Origin of the sequence: Micrococcus sp. NPDC078436, assembly GCF_040702705.1 — a bacterium.
GTDB lineage: Bacteria > Actinomycetota > Actinomycetes > Actinomycetales > Micrococcaceae > Micrococcus.
Window position 1 is genome coordinate 61615 of record NZ_JBFBLX010000014.1, and the last position, 17335, is coordinate 78949.

Genomic DNA, 17335 nt, shown 5'->3' on the forward strand with positions numbered 1-17335 from the left:
AGGCCGGGGTCGGGGGCCGGCGGCCGGGTGCCGCGAGCGCCCCGGCGGCGCGTATGTGACGCGGTGTCCGACGTCGTCGCCCGGGCCTGGCAGGGTGGGGCGCGCATTCTCGCCCCCTGCCAGAGAGGACCGCCGTGGCCGACCACGAGTTCGGATTCCGCACCAAGGCCCTGCACGCCGGCGCCGTCCCGGACGCCGTCCACGGCTCCCGCGCGGTGCCGATCCACCAGACCAGCTCCTTCGTGTTCGAGTCCGCCGAAGACGCCGCCAACCTCTTCGCGCTGCAGAAGTACGGCAACATCTACTCGCGCATCGGCAACCCCACGGTCGCGGCGTTCGAGGAGCGGATCGCCACGCTGGAGGGCGGCATCGGCGCGGTGGCGACGGCGTCCGGCATGGCCGCCGAGTTCGTCACCTTCGCGGCGCTCGCCGGGGCCGGGGACCACATCGTGGCCTCCTCGAAGCTCTACGGCGGAACCATCACCCAGCTCGACGTGTCCCTGCGCCGGTTCGGCGTCGAGACCACGTTCGTGGACTCCGCCGAGGCCGCGGACTTCGAGGCCGCCCTCCAGCCCAACACCAAGGCCGTGTACGTGGAGATCGTGGCCAACCCCTCGGGCGACATCGTCGACCTGCCGGGCCTGGCCGACGTCGCGCACCGCCACGGCGTCCCGCTCGTGGTGGACGCGACGCTCACGCCGCCGTACCTGATCCGCCCGATCGAGCACGGTGCGGACATCGTGATCCACTCGGCCACGAAGTTCCTGGGCGGCCACGGCACCACGCTGGGCGGCGTCGTGGTGGAGTCCGGCCGCTTCCCGTGGGACAACGGCAAGTTCCCGTCCATGACCGAGCCCGTGCCCTCGTACGGCGGCGTCTCCTGGTGGGGCAACTTCGGCGAGTACGGGTTCCTCACCAAGCTGCGTTCCGAGCAGCTGCGTGACTTCGGCCCGTCCTTGGCCCCGCAGTCGGCGTTCCAGCTGATGATCGGCGTCGAGACGCTGGCCCAGCGCATGGACGCCCACCTGGCGAATGCGCAGGCCGTGGCGCAGTGGCTGGACGAGGATCCGCGCGTCTCCTGGGTCCGCTACGCCGGCCTGCCCGACCACCCGCACCACGAACGCGGCCGCGAGCTGCTGCCCCGGGGCGTCGGCTCGGTGTTCAGCTTCGGTGTGGTCGGCGGCCGCGAGACCGGCGCCGCGTTCATCTCCGCGCTGCAGCTGGCCTCCCACCTGGCCAACATCGGCGACGCCAAGACGCTCGTGCTGCACCCCGCCACGACGACCCATCAGCAGCTCACCGCCGAGCAGCTCGTGGCCGGCGGCATCCCGGAGGACCTGATCCGCATCTCGGTGGGCATCGAGGACGTCGAGGACATCCTGTGGGACCTGGACCAGGCCCTCACCGCGGCCACCGGCCGCACCCGCGACGACGACGGCGCCCCGGCCGCGCCGAAGGAGGCCTGAGCCATGAGCACCACCCACCCCGAGCGGACCTGGACCGGCCCCAGCGCCCCCGAGCGCCTGGCGATCCTGCGGCGCACCCGCTCGATCGCGATCGTCGGCGCCTCGGACAAGCCGGCCCGCGCGTCCTACTTCGTGGCCACGTACCTGCTGAGCTCGACCACATACGACGTCTACTTCGTGAATCCCGTGCTCGCCGCGGCCGGCAAGGAGATCCTCGGCCACCGCGTCTACGCCTCGCTCGACGACCTGCCCGTCACCCCGGACCTCGTGGAGGTGTTCCGCAAGTCCTCCGACGCCCCCGAGGTGGTGGCGGACGCCGCCCGCGTGGGCGCCCGGACGGTGTGGCTGCAGCTGGGCATCTGGAACGAGGACGCCGCGCGTCAGGCCGAGGCCGCGGGCCTGGAGATCGTGATGGACCGCTGCGTGAAGATCGAGCACGCCCGCTTCCACGGCGGGCTCAACCTCGCCGGCTTCGTCACCGGTGTGATCAGCTCGCGACGCCAGGAACTGGACCGCTGAGCGCGGCGCGGCCGGGGCGGCGCGGCCACGCCGCCGAGGATCCCCGCCTCGAGTGCCGGCCCGACTTGCCTCGCGGGGCCGGCTCGCGTGGGATGGACCCATGACCGCCGAGCTCCCCACCGTCCCCCTCTCCTCCGCCTGGACCGGCCGCACCGACGGGGACGCCCCCGAGCATCTGCGCTGGCACCAGGTCGTGCGCCCCGCCGACGGCCGCGGTGAGCCCACGACGACGCAGCGCCACCCCGGCGCCGGCGCGCCGACGTCGGGCGCGCGGTCCACGGCGCTCGTCGGCTTCGCCTCGGACGAGGGCGTGCGCCGCAACCACGGCCGCGTGGGCGCCGAGGACGGCCCGGAGGCGCTGCGCGGCGCGCTCGCCTCGCTCGCGTACCTCGAGGGCACGGGCACGCTCGTGGACGCGGGCGACGTGTCCGTGGACCGCGGCGACGACGGCGCCCCGGGCGAGCTCGAGGCCGGCCAGGCCGAGCTGGGCACAGTGGTCAGCGGGCTGCTGAACGCCCACGACCTGGCCGTGGTGCTCGGCGGCGGACACGAGACCGCCTACGCCTCGATCACGGGCCTGACCGGGTCCAGGCGCGTGGGTGCGGGCACCCGCGTGGGCATCCTCAACCTGGACGCGCACTTCGACCTGCGCGAGGCGCCGCGACCCAGCTCCGGCACCCCGTTCCTGCAGGCGCTGCGCGACGCCGAGGGGGCGGAACATCAGCTCTCCTACGCGGTGGTGGGCATCAGCGAGGCCAACAACACCCGCGTCCTGTTCGACACCGCGCGCGAACGCGGGGTCACGTGGGTGACCGACGAGCAGGCCCAGACCGCCGACGTCACCGGTGTGCGCCGCTGGGTGCGCTCCTTCATCAACGCCGTGGACGTGCTCTACCTGACGATCGACCTGGATGTGCTGCCGGCCGCCGTCGCCCCGGGGGTGAGCGCACCGGCCGGCTTCGGCGTGCCGTATGAGGTGGTCCACGCGTGCGCGCTGGAGGCCGCCCAGTCCGGGAAGCTGGCCCTGGCCGACGTCGTGGAGCTCAACCCCGCCCTGGACGTGGACGGCCGCACGGCGAAGGCCGCGGCCCGGCTGATCCACACGATCGTCAGCCGTCACCGGACGGACGCGTCGCTGCTGGCCTGAGCGGGCCGGGACTCGTTCAGGCGCGGGGGCCGCGCGTCAGCGCCCCTCCGCCCACGGGGTCGGGGGCTCGGCGGTGCCGTGGGCCGCGCGTCGGGCGGCGTAGTCCAGCGCCGAGCGCGCCAGGAAGTCGTGCAGGGCCAGCACACCGGCCCGGGCTCCTGCCGAGTCCCTCCGGGTCACCGCCTCCAGCGCCGGGACGTAGAACGCCCGGCCGCGTTCGACCTCGTCGGGCAGACCCTTCGTGGTGGCGAGCCAGAACCGCCGGGAGAGCCCCTGGAGCGGGACCAGGGAATCGGCGAGATAGCGGTTGTTCGCGATCGTGCGCAGGAGTTCGTGCGAGCGCCCGACGGCGGCGACGTACGCCGGCAGATCCTCCACCGTGCGCAGGTGCCGCACGTGGGCCGCGACGGCGGCCAGCTGCTCCTCGTCCGCCCGCGCGCAGGCCAATCCCACGGCCAGCGCCTCGAGCGACCGCCGCACCTCCAGCCTCTCCAGCTGGTCGTCCACGGAGATCGCGGGGACCTGCAGGCCACGTCCCCCACCGGTCAGGAGCCAGTGGTCGCGGATGAGGCGCTGCACGGCCTCGCGCAGGGGCGTGCGTCCCGTCTCGGCGGCGGCGATGAGGGCCGCCTCGCTGAGGACGGCGCCCGGTGGCAGCTCCCCGGTCTCGATCTTCTGCGTCAGGCGGGCGTAGGCCTCCTCCGACTTGTTCATGGGCCCAGCCTAGGCAGTCATCTGCGCACATCCGCTTGATATATCCGGAATATGCGGCGTAGCGTGGCCCGCATCCTGTTACCGCCATCACACGGAGGACTCATGAAGTACCGCCCGCAGCACGACGCCAACCCCCTGCCCTTCTCCCCCTTCAAGAGCTCCACCGTGCCGCGGCCCATCGGCTGGCTGTCCTCCGTGAGCCCGGACGGCATGGAGAACATCGCCCCCTACAGCCAGTGGCAGAACCTCACCTTCGACCCGCCCATGGTGATGTTCTCCGCGAACCAGTACCCGGACGGACGCCGCAAGGACACCGTCCTCAACGCGGAGCAGACCGGCTGGTTCGTGTGGAACATGGCCACCTACGACCTGCGCGAGGCCGTCAACGTCTCCGCCATGGCCCTGGAGCCGGGCGAGAGCGAGTGGGACCGCATCGCGGAGCACGGCGTCACCAAGGTCTACGCGGACAACCACCCCATCCCGATGGTCGCCGAGTCCCCCGTGCGCTTCGAGTGCCGCTACCACTCGACGCACCGCATCAAGGGCGACTCGAACGTCGGCACCATCGACGTGGTCTTCGCCCACGTGGACACCATCCACATCGACGACGACGTCATCACCGCCGACGGCCGCATCGACATCCCGCGCATCCAGCCGATCGCGCGTCTGGGCTACTTCGACTACACCGTGGTGCGGGAGACCTTCGAGATGCGGGTGCCCGGCGCCGACGGCGACGCCCAGGCCGGCCTCGAGGGACGGGCATGAGCACCGCGGCCACCGGCCCGGCCCGGACCGCTCCCGTGGCCGGGGCCCGCCCCCGGAGCCTGAAGGACATGCTGGCCGTGAACTTCGGCAACGCGCTGGAGTGGTACGACTGGAACGTCTACACGATCTTCGCCCCGGTCTTCGCGGCGCAGATCTTCCACACGGACAACCCCACCTCCGGGCTGCTCGCGACCCTGGCCGTCTTCGCGGTGGGCTTCGTCGCCCGCCCCATCGGCGGCTACGTGTTCGGCGCCTACGCGGACCGGGTGGGCCGCAAGCGCAGCCTCTTCGCGGCGATGATGATCACCGCGCTCGGCAGCCTGATCATCGCCGTCACCCCCACCTACGGCACGGTGGGCGTCTTCGCCTCGGTCATCCTCGTCATCGCCCGCCTGCTGCAGGGCCTGGCGCACGGAGGCGAGATGGGCACCTCCGTGACCTACCTCGTGGAGCGCGCGCCGCAGGGTCGGCGCGGGCTGTTCGGGGCGACGTCGTGGGTGTCCGTGGTGGTGGGCACGATCCTGGCGACCCTCGTGGGTCTGGCCATCAACACGCTGCTCTCCCACGAGCAGGTGGCGTCCTGGGGCTGGCGCGTGGCGTTCGGCATCGGAGGCGTCCTCGGCCTCTACGCGCTGTACCTGCGTCGGAGCCTGACGGAGTCGGAGCACTTCACGGCGGCGCAGCAGGTGGTGCCCACCGCCGACGAGGCCCCACGTCGGGAGCCGGGCGCGGTGTGGCGCGGCCTGCTGACGATCTTCCTGGTCTCCGCGGGCGGCTCCCTGATGTTCTACACGTGGCTGATCTACCTGCCCACGCACGCGCAGGTGGCCCATCACATGGACAAGGCCACCACGCTCTCGGCCTCACTCGTGGCCCAGGTGATCTTCCTGGCCGCCATCCTCGGGGCGGGCCTGCTGGGTGACCGGGTCGGGCGCCGTCCGCTGGTCATCGCCTTCGGCCTGCTCTTCGTGCTGCTGCCGTTCCCGCTGTTCGGCATGCTGGACGGCACCTTCGCCTCGTTCGTGCTCGTGCAGACCATCGCCCTGCTGGCCGTGGCGCTGCTGTTTGGCGTCAACGGTGCCGTCTGGTCCGAGGTGCTGCCCACGGCGGTGCGCGCCAGGGGCGTGGCCACCATGCTCTCGCTGGCCACCGCGATCTTCGGCGGCACGGCGCCGTACCTGATCACGTGGCTGACGGCGCAGGGCTGGACCAGCGCGTTCCCGATCTACCTCATGGTGGTCGGCGGCCTCACCGGGTTGACCGGCCTGTTCATGAAGGAGACGAAGGACGTGGACCTGGCGGCCTGAGCCGGGGTGACCGGGCCCGACCCGCAGGCCGCCCCCTCCACACACAGACCCCCTCCATACACAGAGTGGTCACGACACGCCGCCTCGTGCAGACGGACGCGGCATGTCGTGACCACTCTCTGGCGTCTGACCGCTCCGCGGCGTCAGTGCCCCTCGGCCTCCGCGCCCTCGGGCTCCTCGGCCAGGTCCTGCGGCTCGGCGTCGACGGACGCGCCCGCGAGCGCCTCGGCCACGGCGGCCAGCACCGAACCGTCCCGCAGGGCCTGCTCGGCGGCGGCCAGCTGCGGGGCCATGTACTGATCCGGGCCCGGGCCGGGGACGCCGGCCTCCCGGATCACGCGGACGGCGGCGCCGGTCGCGGCGGAGGGCCGCAGCGGGGCGCGCAGCTCGATCGCGCGGGCGGCGGCCACGAGCTCCACGGCGAGCACGCGGCGGAAGTTCTCCACGGCCGAGCGCAGCTTGCGGGCGGCATGCCAGCCCATGGAGACGTGGTCCTCCTGCATCGCGGAGGACGGGATGGAGTCCACGGACGCGGGCACGGCCAGGCGCTTCATGTCCGAGACGAGCCCGGCCTGCGTGTACTGGGCGATCATCATGCCGGAGTCCACGCCCGGGTCGTCCACGAGGAACGCGGGCAGCCCGTGCGAGCGGGCCGGGTCCAGCATGCGGTCGGTGCGCCGCTCGGACATCGAGGCGACGTCGGCCACCGGGATGGCCAGGAAGTCCAGCACGTACGCCACGGGCGCCCCGTGGAAGTTGCCGTTCGAGCTCACCCGGCCGTCGTCGAGCACCACCGGGTTGTCGATGGTCGCGGCGAGCTCGCGCTCGGCCACGGTGCGCACGTACGCGAGGGTGTCGCGCAGGCCGCCGGCCACCTGCGGGGCGCAGCGCAGCGAGTAGGCGTCCTGCACGCGGGAGTCGCCCTCCCGGTGGCTGGCCACGATCGGCGAGCCCGCCAGGATCTTCAGGATCCGCTCCGCGGAGGCCGCCTGGCCCGGGTGGGGGCGCAGCGGGAAATGCAGCTCCGGCACGAACACGCGGTCGGTGCCGAGCAGTGCCTCCACGGACATGGCGGCGGTGAGGTCCACGGTATCGGCGAGCTCCTCGAGGTCGGCCAGCGCGAGGATCAGCATGCCGAGCATGCCCTCGGTGCCGTTGACGAGGGCCAGGCCCTCCTTCTCCCGCAGCTCGACCGGCTCGATCCCGGCCTCGGCGAGCGCCTCGCCGGCCGGACGCAGCGCGCCGTCCTCCCCGACGACGTCGCCCTCGCCCATCAGCGCCAGGGCCACGTGGGAGAGCGGGGCGAGGTCGCCGGAGCAGCCCAGCGAGCCGAACTCGCGCACGGCGGGGGTGATGCCGGCGTTGAGCATGGCCACGAAGGTCTCCACGACCACGGGGCGCACACCGGTGCGGCCGGAGGCCAGGGTGGTGGCCCGCAGGAACATGAGGGCGCGGATGACCTCACGCTCCACCACGGGGCCCATGCCGGCGGCGTGCGAACGGATCAGGGACTTCTGCAGCTGCGCGCGGGACTCGAGCGGGATGTGCTTGTCCGCGAGCGCGCCGAAGCCGGTGGACACGCCGTAGGTGGGGGTCTCGGCCTCGGCGAGCGCCTGGACGTGGCGGCGCACCGCGCCGACGGTCTCGAGCACGTCGTCGGCGAGCACCACGCGGGCGTCGTGGCGGGCCACGGCGACGACGTCGTCCAGGGTGGCCCCGGACGTGCCGAGCGTGACGGTGGCGGGAGGGGTGGTCATGGGCGGTGCGCTCCTCGGGTGGTGGGGTGGGGCGGGTGCCGCCGCCGGACGGGCGCGTCCGGCGGCGGGCGTCACCGGGCGGGTGGTCCCGGCGGTGATCGTACGGGGTGGGCGACCTCAGACGACGCGCCGGCCGGCCCGCCACACCGCGTGGGTGAGCGGCATGCCGGGGCGGTAGGCGAGGTGGATGGCGGCGGGGGCGTCGAGCACGTGGAGGTCCGCGCGCTTGCCGACCTCGAGGCTGCCCACGCGGTCCTGCGCGCGCAGGCCGATCGCGCCGCCGAGCGTCGCGGCCCGCAGCGCCTCGGCCAGCGTGAGGCCCATCTGCAGCACCGCGGTGGCCACGTTGAAGTTCATGGACGTGGTGTAGCTCGTGCCGGGGTTGCAGTTGGAGGCCAGCGCGATCTCGATCCCGGCGTCCAGCAGGCGGCGGGCCGGGGCCAGGGGGGCGCGGGTGGAGAGGTCGCACGCGGGCAGGCAGCCGGCCACGGTGCCGGGGGTGCCGGCGGCCGACGCGCGGTCCCAGTCGCCCCACGTGCCGGCCAGCGCCTCGACGTCCGCGTCGGCGAGGAAGTTCACGTGGTCCACGGAGGCGGCGCCGAACTCGACGGCCAGGCCGACGCCGGGGCCCTCCTCGATCTGGTTGCCGTGCAGGCGCACGCGCAGGCCCGCGGCGGTGCCCGCCTCGAGCACGCGGCGGGTCTGCGCGGCGTCGAAGGCGCCCTTGTCGCAGAAGACGTCGATCCAGCCCACGTGCTCGCGCACGGCGTCCAGCATGGGGCCGACGACGTCGTCGAGGTAGTCCTCCGCCTCGCGGCCCTTCGGCACCAGGTGGGCGCCGAGGAACGTCACCTCGTCAATCTGCCCCTCGGCCTTCAGCTCCGAGAGCAGGCGCGCGTGACGGGCCTCCTCCTCGACGGAGAGGCCGTAGCCGGTCTTCGTCTCGAGGTAGGTGGTGCCGCCGGCGACGGCGTCCGCCACACGCCCGGCGACCAGCGCGCGCAGACGCTCGTCGGAGGCCTCCCGCGTGGCCGACGTGGTCACGCCGATGCCGCCGGCGGCGTAGGACTCCCCGGCCATGCGGGCCTCGAACTCGGCCGAGCGGTCGCCGTCGAACACGAGGTGGGTGTGCGAGTCCACCCAGCCGGGCAGCACGGCACGCCCGCCCACGGACACGCGCTCGTCGGCCCCGGGGGCCTCGGCGGCGGCGCCGATCCACGCGATCCGCTCGTCCTCCACCACGACGGCGGCGTCCGCCAGGACCCGGCCCTCGGGGTCGACGGTGGTCAGCTCGGCGATGTCGGTGAGGAGCGTGGAGCGCATGGGGGCCTTTCGGAGCGGGCGGGCGAGGGAGACGGAGGAGCGACGTTCCCAGGATGTCAGGTCAGGGCGGCGACGAGATGGGCCACCGGGGTGGCGAGCAGGATCGTGAGGATCACACGCTCCGCCCAGACGACCACGAGGTGCCAGAGCTTCACGGGGATGTCCGTGGCGAGGATGGCCGGGACCACCGCCGAGAAGAAGATGATCGCGGACACGCAGATCACACCGATCACGAAGCGCGCCACGAAGTCCTCGTGGCCCGCCGCCATGGTGGCCGGGATGAACATCTCGGCGATGGAGGTGGCGGACGCCGTGGCCAACAGGCCCGGGTCCGAGAAGCCGAGGAGGGCGAAGAGCGGGAAGAAGAGGTAGCCCACCCACGTGAAGACCGGGGTATGGGTGGCCAGCAGCAGCGCGATCAGGCCCACGGACATGATGGACGGCAGGATCTGCATGACCATCACGAGACCGTCGCGGAAGTTGAGCCACACATTGCGCCCCAGCGACGGAGCCTCGGCGAGCGTCTGCTCCGCGGCCCGGCGCGCGACGCTGAAGCGGTCGGCCGTGACGGGCTGCTCCGGATGGTGCTCGACGCCGGGGTGGACCTCGTCCGGGATGCGGCTCAGCGGGGGGATGCGCACGGTGATGGCGGTGACGAGGAATGTCACCACGAGGGTGCCGAAGAAGTACCAGAGCCACACGTCTATGAGGCCGAGCGTGCGGGCCACGATCACCATGAAGGTCGCGGACACCGTGGAGAAGCCGACGGCGATGATGGCCGCCTCCTTCGCCGTGTACCGGCCGCCGCGGTACATGCGGTTCGTCAGAAGCAGTCCGAGGGCGTAGCTGCCCACGAACGAGGCCACGGCGTCCACGGCCGCACGGCCGGGCACCTTCCAGATCGGCCGCATGGCCGGGCGCAGGTACACGCCCACGAACTCCATGAGTCCGTATCCGATGACCAGGGCGAGGAAGACGGAGCCGATGGGCACGATCAGCCCGACCGGGACCACGAGCTTGTCCAGCAGGAACGGGCCGATGGCCTTGTCCAGGATCCAGCTCGGGCCGAAGCCGAACACCACCATGCTCGCGGTGACGAAGCCCAGCACCGCGAGGAAGGCGAAGGTCATCCGCATGGGGCCCTGGCGCCACCGGCCGGTCGCGAACGGGTACACCGCGCCGGCCGCGATGATGGCCAGGCCCACGAAGCGCTCGGCCGGTCCCAGGATCCTGCGGACCCAGGTCACGATGTGGTCGAGGGGGATGGTGCTGACCCCGTCGATGGTGATCGGCACGAAGAACATGAAGACGCCGATCGCCGAGTACACCAGCATGCGCCACCGCGCGGGAGGGCGGGGATCGTCGTTGCGGATGGCGGCCATCGCCGTCGTGTTCGTATGCAGCTCTGCGTCTCCGGGATGGGCCTGCGCCATCGTGGTGTCCTTTCACCGAGCGGCCCGAGCGGTCATGCCCGCCCGGGCCGCTTCTTCAGGTGCGCGGGCGGCGGCTGCCGCCCGCGCCGAGACCCGCTCAGTCGCGGATCTTCGCCTCCATGGGCACGCGCACGCCGCGCTCGGCGGCGACTTCGGCGGCCCGGGAGTAGCCGGAGTCCACGTGGCGGAAGACGCCCATGGCCGGGTCGTTGGTCAGCAGGGCCTCGAGCTTGGCCGCGGCCAGCTCGGTGCCGTCCGCCACGCCCACCTGGCCGGCGTGGATGGAGCGGCCGATGCCCACGCCGCCGCCGTGGTGGATGGAGACCCACGTGGCACCGGAGGAGGTGGCGGTCAGGGCGTTGAGCAGCGGCCAGTCGGCGATCGCGTCGGAGCCGTCCAGCATGGACTCGGTCTCGCGGTACGGGGACGCCACGGAGCCGGAGTCCAGGTGGTCACGGCCGATCACGATCGGGGCCTTCACCTTGCCCTCGGCCACGAGCTGGTTGAAGAGCAGGCCGGCCTTGTGGCGCTCGCCGTAGCCGAGCCAGCAGATGCGCGCCGGCAGGCCCTCGAACTCCACGAACTCGGCGGCGCCGTCCAGCCAGCGGTGCAGGTGCTCGTTCTCGGGGAAGAGCTCCTTCAGGGCCTCGTCGGTGACGCGGATGTCCTCCGGGTCGCCGGAGAGCGCCACCCAGCGGAACGGGCCGAGGCCCTCGCAGAAGAGCGGGCGGATGTAGGCCGGGACGAAGCCCGGGAACTCGAACGCGCGGGAGTAGCCGGCCTTGCGGGCCTCGTCGCGGATGGAGTTGCCGTAGTCGAAGACCTCGGCGCCGATGTCCTGGAAGCCGACCATGGCCTCGACCTGGCGGGCCATGGACTCCTGGGCCTTCTTGGTGAACGTGTCCGCGTCGGCCTCGGCCTCGGCGTGCCACTCCTCCACGGTGTACTCCAGCGGGAGGTAGGAGAGCGGGTCGTGCGCGGAGGTCTGGTCCGTCACGATGTCGATCTCGACCTCGCCGGCCTTCTGGCGCTCGAGCAGCTCGGGGAAGACCTCGGCGGCGTTGCCCACGAGGCCCACGGAGACGGCCTCGCCGTCGCGCTTGGCCTGCATGACGCGCTCGATCGCCTTGTCGATGTCGGTCTCCACCTCGTCGAGGTAGCGCTTGCCCATGCGGCGGCGCAGGCGCTCCTCGGAGACGTCCACGATCAGGCAGACGCCGCCGTTGAGGGTCACGGCCAGGGGCTGGGCGCCGCCCATGCCGCCGCAGCCGCCGGTGAGGGTCAGGGTGTTCTTGAGCGTGCCGTCGTACTTCTTGCGGCCGATCGCGGCGAAGGTCTCGTAGGTGCCCTGCAGGATGCCCTGGGTGGCGATGTAGATCCACGAGCCGGCGGTCATCTGGCCGTACATCATGAGGCCCTCGGCCTCGAGCTTGCGGAACTCCTTCCAGTTGGCCCAGTCGCCCACGAGGTTGGAGTTGGCGATCAGCACGCGCGGCGCCCACGTGTTGGTGCGGATGACGCCCACGGGCTTGCCGGACTGCACGAGCAGCGTCTCGTCGTCCTCGAGGTCCTTGAGGGTCTCGACGATCGCGTCGAACGCCTCCCACGAGCGGGCGGCGCGGCCGGTGCCGCCGTAGACGACCAGGTCCTCGGGGCGCTCGGCGACCTCCGGGTCCAGGTTGTTCATCAGCATGCGCAGGGGAGCCTCGGTCTGCCAGGACTTGGCGGAGAGCTCGGTGCCGCGGTCGGCGCGGATGGTGCGGGACGGATCGTGCTGGGTGAAGCCCTCGGCCATGGTGGTTCCTCTCGAGAAGGCGGTGCGCGGCGTCGCCGAGGGGGACTCCCCAGGCTTGCCGTTGCGCGGCAACGTGTTGCCACCCATTGAAACAGTGAGCATCGACACATGCAAGCCCCCTCGGCGTGCCGGGCAGTACTCTCCCCTTCATGGCCACCGCATCGACTCGCACCGTGGACCGCGCGCTCGAGCTGCTCGCGGCCGTCACCGAGGAGGCGCCCCTGAGCCTCTCGGAGGCGGCGCGGACCGCCGACCTCCCCCCCTCCACGGCGCTGCGCCTCCTGCGCAGCCTCGAGAGCGCGGGGCTCGTGGCCCGCGACGACGACGCCCAGTACCGCCCCGGACCGCGTCTCCTCCAGATCGGCGCCCGGGCCTTCACGCGGGAACCGCTCGTGGCCCTCTCGCGTGACGCGATGGAGGAGGTGGTCGCCGGGACCGGCGAGTCCGTGTACCTGGCGATCCACGGTCCGGGCGAGACCGCGCTCTACATCGCGATCGTGGAGGGCACCCACTCGGTCCGGCACACCAACTGGGTGGGCCGCACGGTGCCGCTCGCGGAGAGCGCCGTGGGCCGCGCCTTCCGGGGAGAGGTGCCCGCCGGGGAGTACACGCAGCGCACCCACTCCGTGGAGCCGGACGTCACCGCCCTGACCTCCCCCGTCGTGGTGCGAGGCGCCGTCGTCGGGGCGCTCAGCACCCTGGTGCCCGACTACCGGTGCACGGACGAGCTGGCCGAGCGCTGCGGCCGGGCCCTGGTGGCCGCCACGGCGCGCATCGCGCGCGCGCTCTCCGGCGACTGAACCATTCCCAGCCAAACCACAGGCGGCTCCCCTGGATTACCCACCCTCGGCTCCTACGCTGAAGGCACCTCATCAAGGTGCGAGTGATGACGGTGCGAGTGATGACGGACCAAGGCCCCGAGGGCCGGCGCGATGCCGGGCCTCGGGGCCTTGATTCCGTCCGGCGGTCCCCCGACCGCCCGTGCCGGGCGTGCACGCGAGGACCGCCGTCGTGGGTCAGCGACGCGCGGAGGTGAGCCCCGCCCAGAGGCCGCCGATCAGGCCGCCCAGCGGAAGCAGCCAGAAGACGTGGAAGCCGATGGACTCGACCGCCGTGTTCGAGAAGACCATCAGGAGGAGCGCGGCGGCGATCAGGCCGCCGATCACGCCGCCGATCACGTAGCGGGCCGCGGAGCGGGCCGCGCCGCCCATCATGAGGACGATCCCGTAGCCGAACGCGGCGGTGAGGGCGCCGCCCACGAGGCCGAACATGACGGACTGCAGGGTGACGACCCACCCGCGGCCGGTCTCGCCGGTGGACGGGAGGAAGCCGTTCTGCTCCAGGTTCAGGTCCCGCACCGCAGCGGTGCCGGCCTCGGGGAAGAGCACCACGCGGGCGATCATGAAGGCGATGGTCAGCACCGCCGCGGCGATCATCACGCGGTTGGCGAAGCCCCAGCCGTCCACGGGACGGGTCGGCTCGATCATGGTCTCGTCCACGGTGGCGTGGCGGACCGGGCGCACGGGCTCCGTGCGGCCGGCGCGGGCTTCGACGGCGGTGGCGCCGTGGGCGGGGTTCTGGGCGGTGTTCATGTGGATACTCCCGTTCCTCCCCGTCGCACGGGGCGCGTTCCGAGCGCCGGGGAGGCGCCCGCGTGGATGCACGTCTGAGCTGATTTTAGGCGTGCTCCCAGGCAAAGGGGTAACGCGGACCGTCAGAGGACGTCCGCGCGTCGATTGGCGAGCACGGGGAGGAACTCCCGCACCTGGTCGATCCGTTCGCGGGTCACATCGGCGGTGGCCACGGCCTCGGGCTCGTCGGTCAAGGCCGCCACGGTGAGCGCGAGCGGATCGATCACCGCCGAGTGGCCCACGGTGCCCCCGCTCGCGGACGAGTCCGGGGCGCACGTGTCCGCCGCCGCCACCCACACCGTGTTCTCCACGGCACGCGCCTTCAGGAGCGTCTGCCAGTGGTCCACCTTGTGCTCGCCGGAGAACCACGCGGCGGGGGTGGCGATCACGTCCGCTCCCGCGAGCGCGAGGGCCCGTGACACCTCGGGGAAGCGCAGGTCGTAGCAGGTCTGCAGGCCCACCCGCAGGCCGGCCAGCTGGACGACGGCGGTTCCGCCGTCACCCGGGGTGATGCGGTCCGACTCGCGGTGCGCGAAGGCGTCGTAGAGGTGCAGCTTGCGGTAGGAGCCGGCCACGGCACCCGCCGCGTCCACGGCGAGGAGGGTGTTGTACGGGCGGTCGGATCCGCTCGGCTCGTAGCCGCCCGCGATGACCGCCAGGCCGTGCTCGCGGGCGAGCCCCGCCAGCCCCTCGGCGAAGGGCCCCCACGCAGCCGCGACGGCGCCGGGGAAGTCCGCCTCCGACGTCGCCCGGGCGGCGAGCATGGCCTCCTCCGGGAGCACGAGCAGCCCCGCGCCCTCCGCGGCGGCGCGCTCGGCGAGCCGTCCGGCGGCGGCCAGGTTCTGCTCGACCCGGGCCCCCGGCCCGAACTGTCCCACGCTGATCCTCATGCACCCAGCCTGCCACGACTGGTCAGCACCCACAGGGGGGGTCCACGCTGGGAGGGCAGACCTCGCCCGCGCGCAGCCGCGCGGGACCGTCGACACGGAAGGCAACGATCATGACCTCGAAGCAGCCCCCCATTCCCGGCACCCCCGGGCCCCTCACGCCCGAGCTGATGGAGCCGACGGCGCAGACCTCGCCGGACGCGCCCGTCGCCCCCGCCGCCCCGGACCAGTCCGGCCCGGCCACCGTGTCCCCCACGGGCCAGGCCACCGGCGCCGATCCGGCCGCCGTCGCCCAGGGCGGCCAGTTCCTGACCACCGCGCACGGCGTGCGCCTGGCGGACTCGGACCACTCCCTCAAGGCCGGCCGCCGCGGCCCGACCCTCCTGCAGGACCACCACCTGCGCGAGAAGATCAGCCACTTCGACCACGAGCGCATTCCGGAGCGCGTGGTCCACGCCCGCGGCGCGGGCGCCCACGGCGTGTTCCGCGGCTACGGCACCGCCGCCAAGATCACCCAGGCCGGCGTGTTCGCCAAGGACAAGGAGACCCCGGTCTTCGTGCGCTTCTCCACCGTGGCCGGCTCGCGCGGCTCGATGGACCTGGCCCGCGACACCCGCGGCTTCGCCACGAAGTTCTACACCGACGAGGGCACCTGGGACCTCGTGGGCAACAACATGCCGGTGTTCTTCGTGCAGGACGCGATCAAGTTCCCGGACGTCGTGCACTCCGTGAAGCCGCACCCGGACCGGGAGATCCCCCAGGCCCAGTCCGCGCACGACACGTTCTGGGACTTCGTCTCCCTGCACACCGAGGCGCAGCACCACACCATCTGGAACATGTCCGACCGCGGCATCCCGCGCTCGTACCGCACCATGGAGGGCTTCGGCATCCACACCTTCCGCCTCATCGCGGCGGACGGCTCCACCGTGCTGGTCAAGTTCCACTGGAAGCCCGTCCTCGGCGTGCACTCGGTGACCTGGGAGGAGGCGCTGATCGCCAACGGCGCGGACCCGGACTTCCACCGCCGCGACCTCGCCGACGCCATCGAGGCCGGCGCGTTCCCCGAGTGGGAGCTCGGCGTGCAGGTGTTCGAGGACAACGAGGAGCAGATGTTCGAGGGCATCGACCTGCTCGACCCCACCAAGCTGGTCCCCGAGGAGCTCGCCCCCGTGCAGCCGATCGGCCGCATGACCCTGAACGCGAACCCCTCGAACTACTTCGCGGAGACCGAGCAGGTGGCCTTCAACCCGGCCAACCTGGTCCCGGGCATCGACGTCACCAACGACCCGCTGCTGCAGGGCCGCCTGTTCTCCTACCTGGACACCCAGCTCTCCCGCCTCGGCGGGCCGAACTGGACCCAGCTGCCCATCAACCGCCCGCACGCCCCGGTCAACGACATGCTGCGCGACGGCATGCACCAGACCGCCGTGCACCGCGGCGTGGCCCCGTACCGCCCGAACTCCCTGGACGGCGGCGTGCCGTTCGAAACCCCGGCGGACGGACGCCCGTTCATCGACCACCCGCAGCCGATCGAGGCCTCGGCGGAGAAGGTGCGCGGCCACGCCGCCTCCTTCGACGACCACTTCTCCCAGGCCCGCCTCTTCTTCCTCTCCCTCTCCGAGGTGGAGCGCGAGCACGTGGCCCAGGCATACACGTTCGAGCTGGCCAAGTGCTACGAGGAGACCATCCGCGTGCGTCAGCTGCGCGCCCTCGCCGCGATCGACGCCCGCCTGGCGAAGACCGTGGCGGACGGCCTGGGCCTCGAGGTCCCGGAGCCGGCCGAGGCCCCCGCGGACGTGCAGCCCTCTCCGGCGCTGTCCCAGATCGGTCAGACCTGGCCGCTGGACGGCCGCCAGGTGGGCCTCGTGGTGGGCCCGCAGGTGGACGAGAAGGTGCTCGGCGACGCTGTGCAGGGCGTCCACGACGCCGGCATGGTGCCGCTCGTGATCGCCCCCAAGGGCGGCCCTGTGGCCGGCGAGGTCGTGGCGCAGCGCGCCTACCTCACCGCCGCCTCGGTCGAGCTGGACGCCGTGGTGGTGCTCGGCGCCACCCCGCCCGCGGTGGACGCCCAGCACGGCCTGGACGCGAAGGCCGCCGCCGACGCCCCGGACGCCGTGGACCCGCGCGTCGCCAAGCTGGTGCAGGAGGCCTGGCGCCACGCCAAGGCCGTCGTGGCCGTCGGCGAGGGCGCGACCGTGCTGGACGAGCTCGGCCTGACCGGCACCCCGGGCGTGCTCGCGGTGGACGGCGGCGACGATGCCGTCGCCCAGCTGAAGGAGCTCATGCCCGCGCACCGCGTGTGGGAGCGCTTCCCGACGACCGGCCGCCTGGCCGACTGACCCGGCTGCAGGACGAGGGGGCGGGGGCCGTGTGGTCCCCGCCCCCTCGGCATGTCCGCCCGCGCTTTCGAGCGTGGAAAGGAGGGAATGGCCACTTCTGAACGCGATACAGCGCCCTCTTCACGCTCGAAAGCAACCGGGTGGGGAGTGCCCTAGGTGTAGGAGGGCATGACGTTGTTGACTCGGGCCGGGGCCAGTGAGGCCGGAGGAGCCTCTGCGCAGGAGGTATGAGGCCGATGGTAGTTGTAGTGG

General features: G+C 72.6%; 14 protein-coding genes. 7 read left to right on the forward strand and 7 right to left on the reverse strand.

Going from position 1 to position 17335, the window contains the following annotated elements; genetic code table 11:
* Window positions 1-134 precede the first annotated feature (134 nt).
* The 3 genes from AB0302_RS08880 to hutG all read left to right on the forward strand — a co-directional run bounded on the left by AB0302_RS08880 (window position 135) and on the right by hutG (window position 3132).
* Complete coding sequence (locus AB0302_RS08880) at window positions 135-1466, forward strand: O-acetylhomoserine aminocarboxypropyltransferase/cysteine synthase family protein (protein WP_366371463.1); 1332 nt, start codon at window positions 135-137, stop codon at window positions 1464-1466.
* A 3-nt stretch (window positions 1467-1469) separates the two neighbouring features.
* Window positions 1470-1985, forward strand: a complete 516-nt coding sequence (locus tag AB0302_RS08885) for a CoA-binding protein (RefSeq protein ID WP_319075451.1) — start codon at window positions 1470-1472, stop codon at window positions 1983-1985.
* Window positions 1986-2085: 100 nt separating this feature from the next.
* Window positions 2086-3132, forward strand: coding sequence for a formimidoylglutamase (gene hutG, locus AB0302_RS08890; protein ID WP_366371465.1), 1047 nt, complete (start codon window positions 2086-2088; stop codon window positions 3130-3132).
* 36 nt (window positions 3133-3168) lie between these two features.
* Here hutG and AB0302_RS08895 read toward each other — a convergent pair whose 3' ends face one another.
* The gene (locus AB0302_RS08895; RefSeq protein ID WP_366371467.1) at window positions 3169-3846 is read right to left on the reverse strand and encodes a GntR family transcriptional regulator; all 678 of its coding nucleotides are present in this window, start codon (window positions 3844-3846) and stop codon (window positions 3169-3171) included.
* Window positions 3847-3948: 102 nt separating this feature from the next.
* Between AB0302_RS08895 and AB0302_RS08900 the strand changes: the two genes are divergently transcribed.
* Both AB0302_RS08900 and AB0302_RS08905 read left to right on the forward strand, forming a co-directional pair.
* Window positions 3949-4611: a flavin reductase family protein gene (locus AB0302_RS08900; protein WP_298710524.1), complete on the forward strand. Its 663-nt coding sequence runs from the start codon at window positions 3949-3951 to the stop codon at window positions 4609-4611.
* Entirely contained in the window at window positions 4608-5918 is a 1311-nt protein-coding gene (locus AB0302_RS08905) for an MFS transporter (RefSeq protein WP_366371469.1), read from the forward strand. The genes AB0302_RS08900 and AB0302_RS08905 overlap by 4 nt, the downstream gene beginning before the upstream one ends.
* Window positions 5919-6061: 143 nt before the next feature.
* Here the strand turns inward: AB0302_RS08905 and hutH are convergent, their stop codons facing one another.
* From hutH to hutU, 4 genes are all read right to left on the reverse strand, one after another.
* The gene (hutH, locus tag AB0302_RS08910; RefSeq protein ID WP_366371471.1) at window positions 6062-7675 is read right to left on the reverse strand and encodes a histidine ammonia-lyase; all 1614 of its coding nucleotides are present in this window, start codon (window positions 7673-7675) and stop codon (window positions 6062-6064) included.
* 117 nt (window positions 7676-7792) lie between these two features.
* The gene (gene hutI / locus AB0302_RS08915; protein WP_298710528.1) at window positions 7793-8998 is read right to left on the reverse strand and encodes an imidazolonepropionase; all 1206 of its coding nucleotides are present in this window, start codon (window positions 8996-8998) and stop codon (window positions 7793-7795) included.
* 56 nt (window positions 8999-9054) lie between these two features.
* Window positions 9055-10431, reverse strand: coding sequence for a YjiH family protein (locus AB0302_RS08920; protein WP_366371474.1), 1377 nt, complete (start codon window positions 10429-10431; stop codon window positions 9055-9057).
* Between the two features lie 97 nt (window positions 10432-10528).
* Window positions 10529-12226 (reverse strand): urocanate hydratase, encoded by a 1698-nt coding sequence (hutU, locus tag AB0302_RS08925; RefSeq protein WP_366371476.1) that lies wholly within the window; start codon window positions 12224-12226, stop codon window positions 10529-10531.
* Between the two features lie 149 nt (window positions 12227-12375).
* Here hutU and AB0302_RS08930 point away from each other — a divergent pair, with 149 nt between their 5' ends.
* Entirely contained in the window at window positions 12376-13026 is a 651-nt protein-coding gene (locus AB0302_RS08930) for a helix-turn-helix domain-containing protein (protein WP_248116442.1), read from the forward strand.
* 216 nt (window positions 13027-13242) lie between these two features.
* On the opposite strand, the gene AB0302_RS08935 is transcribed toward AB0302_RS08930, so the two are convergent.
* Window positions 13243-13818 (reverse strand): hypothetical protein, encoded by a 576-nt coding sequence (locus AB0302_RS08935; RefSeq protein WP_248116440.1) that lies wholly within the window; start codon window positions 13816-13818, stop codon window positions 13243-13245.
* A 122-nt stretch (window positions 13819-13940) separates the two neighbouring features.
* On the reverse strand, window positions 13941-14747 hold the full coding sequence (locus AB0302_RS08940) for a carbon-nitrogen hydrolase family protein (RefSeq protein WP_248116438.1): 807 nt from the start codon (window positions 14745-14747) through the stop codon (window positions 13941-13943).
* A 110-nt stretch (window positions 14748-14857) separates the two neighbouring features.
* Between AB0302_RS08940 and AB0302_RS08945 the strand changes: the two genes are divergently transcribed.
* Window positions 14858-17083 carry a catalase gene (locus AB0302_RS08945; RefSeq protein ID WP_366371478.1) on the forward strand — a complete coding sequence of 742 codons (2226 nt, stop codon included), beginning with the start codon at window positions 14858-14860 and terminating at the stop codon, window positions 17081-17083.
* Window positions 17084-17335: the final 252 nt, after the last annotated feature.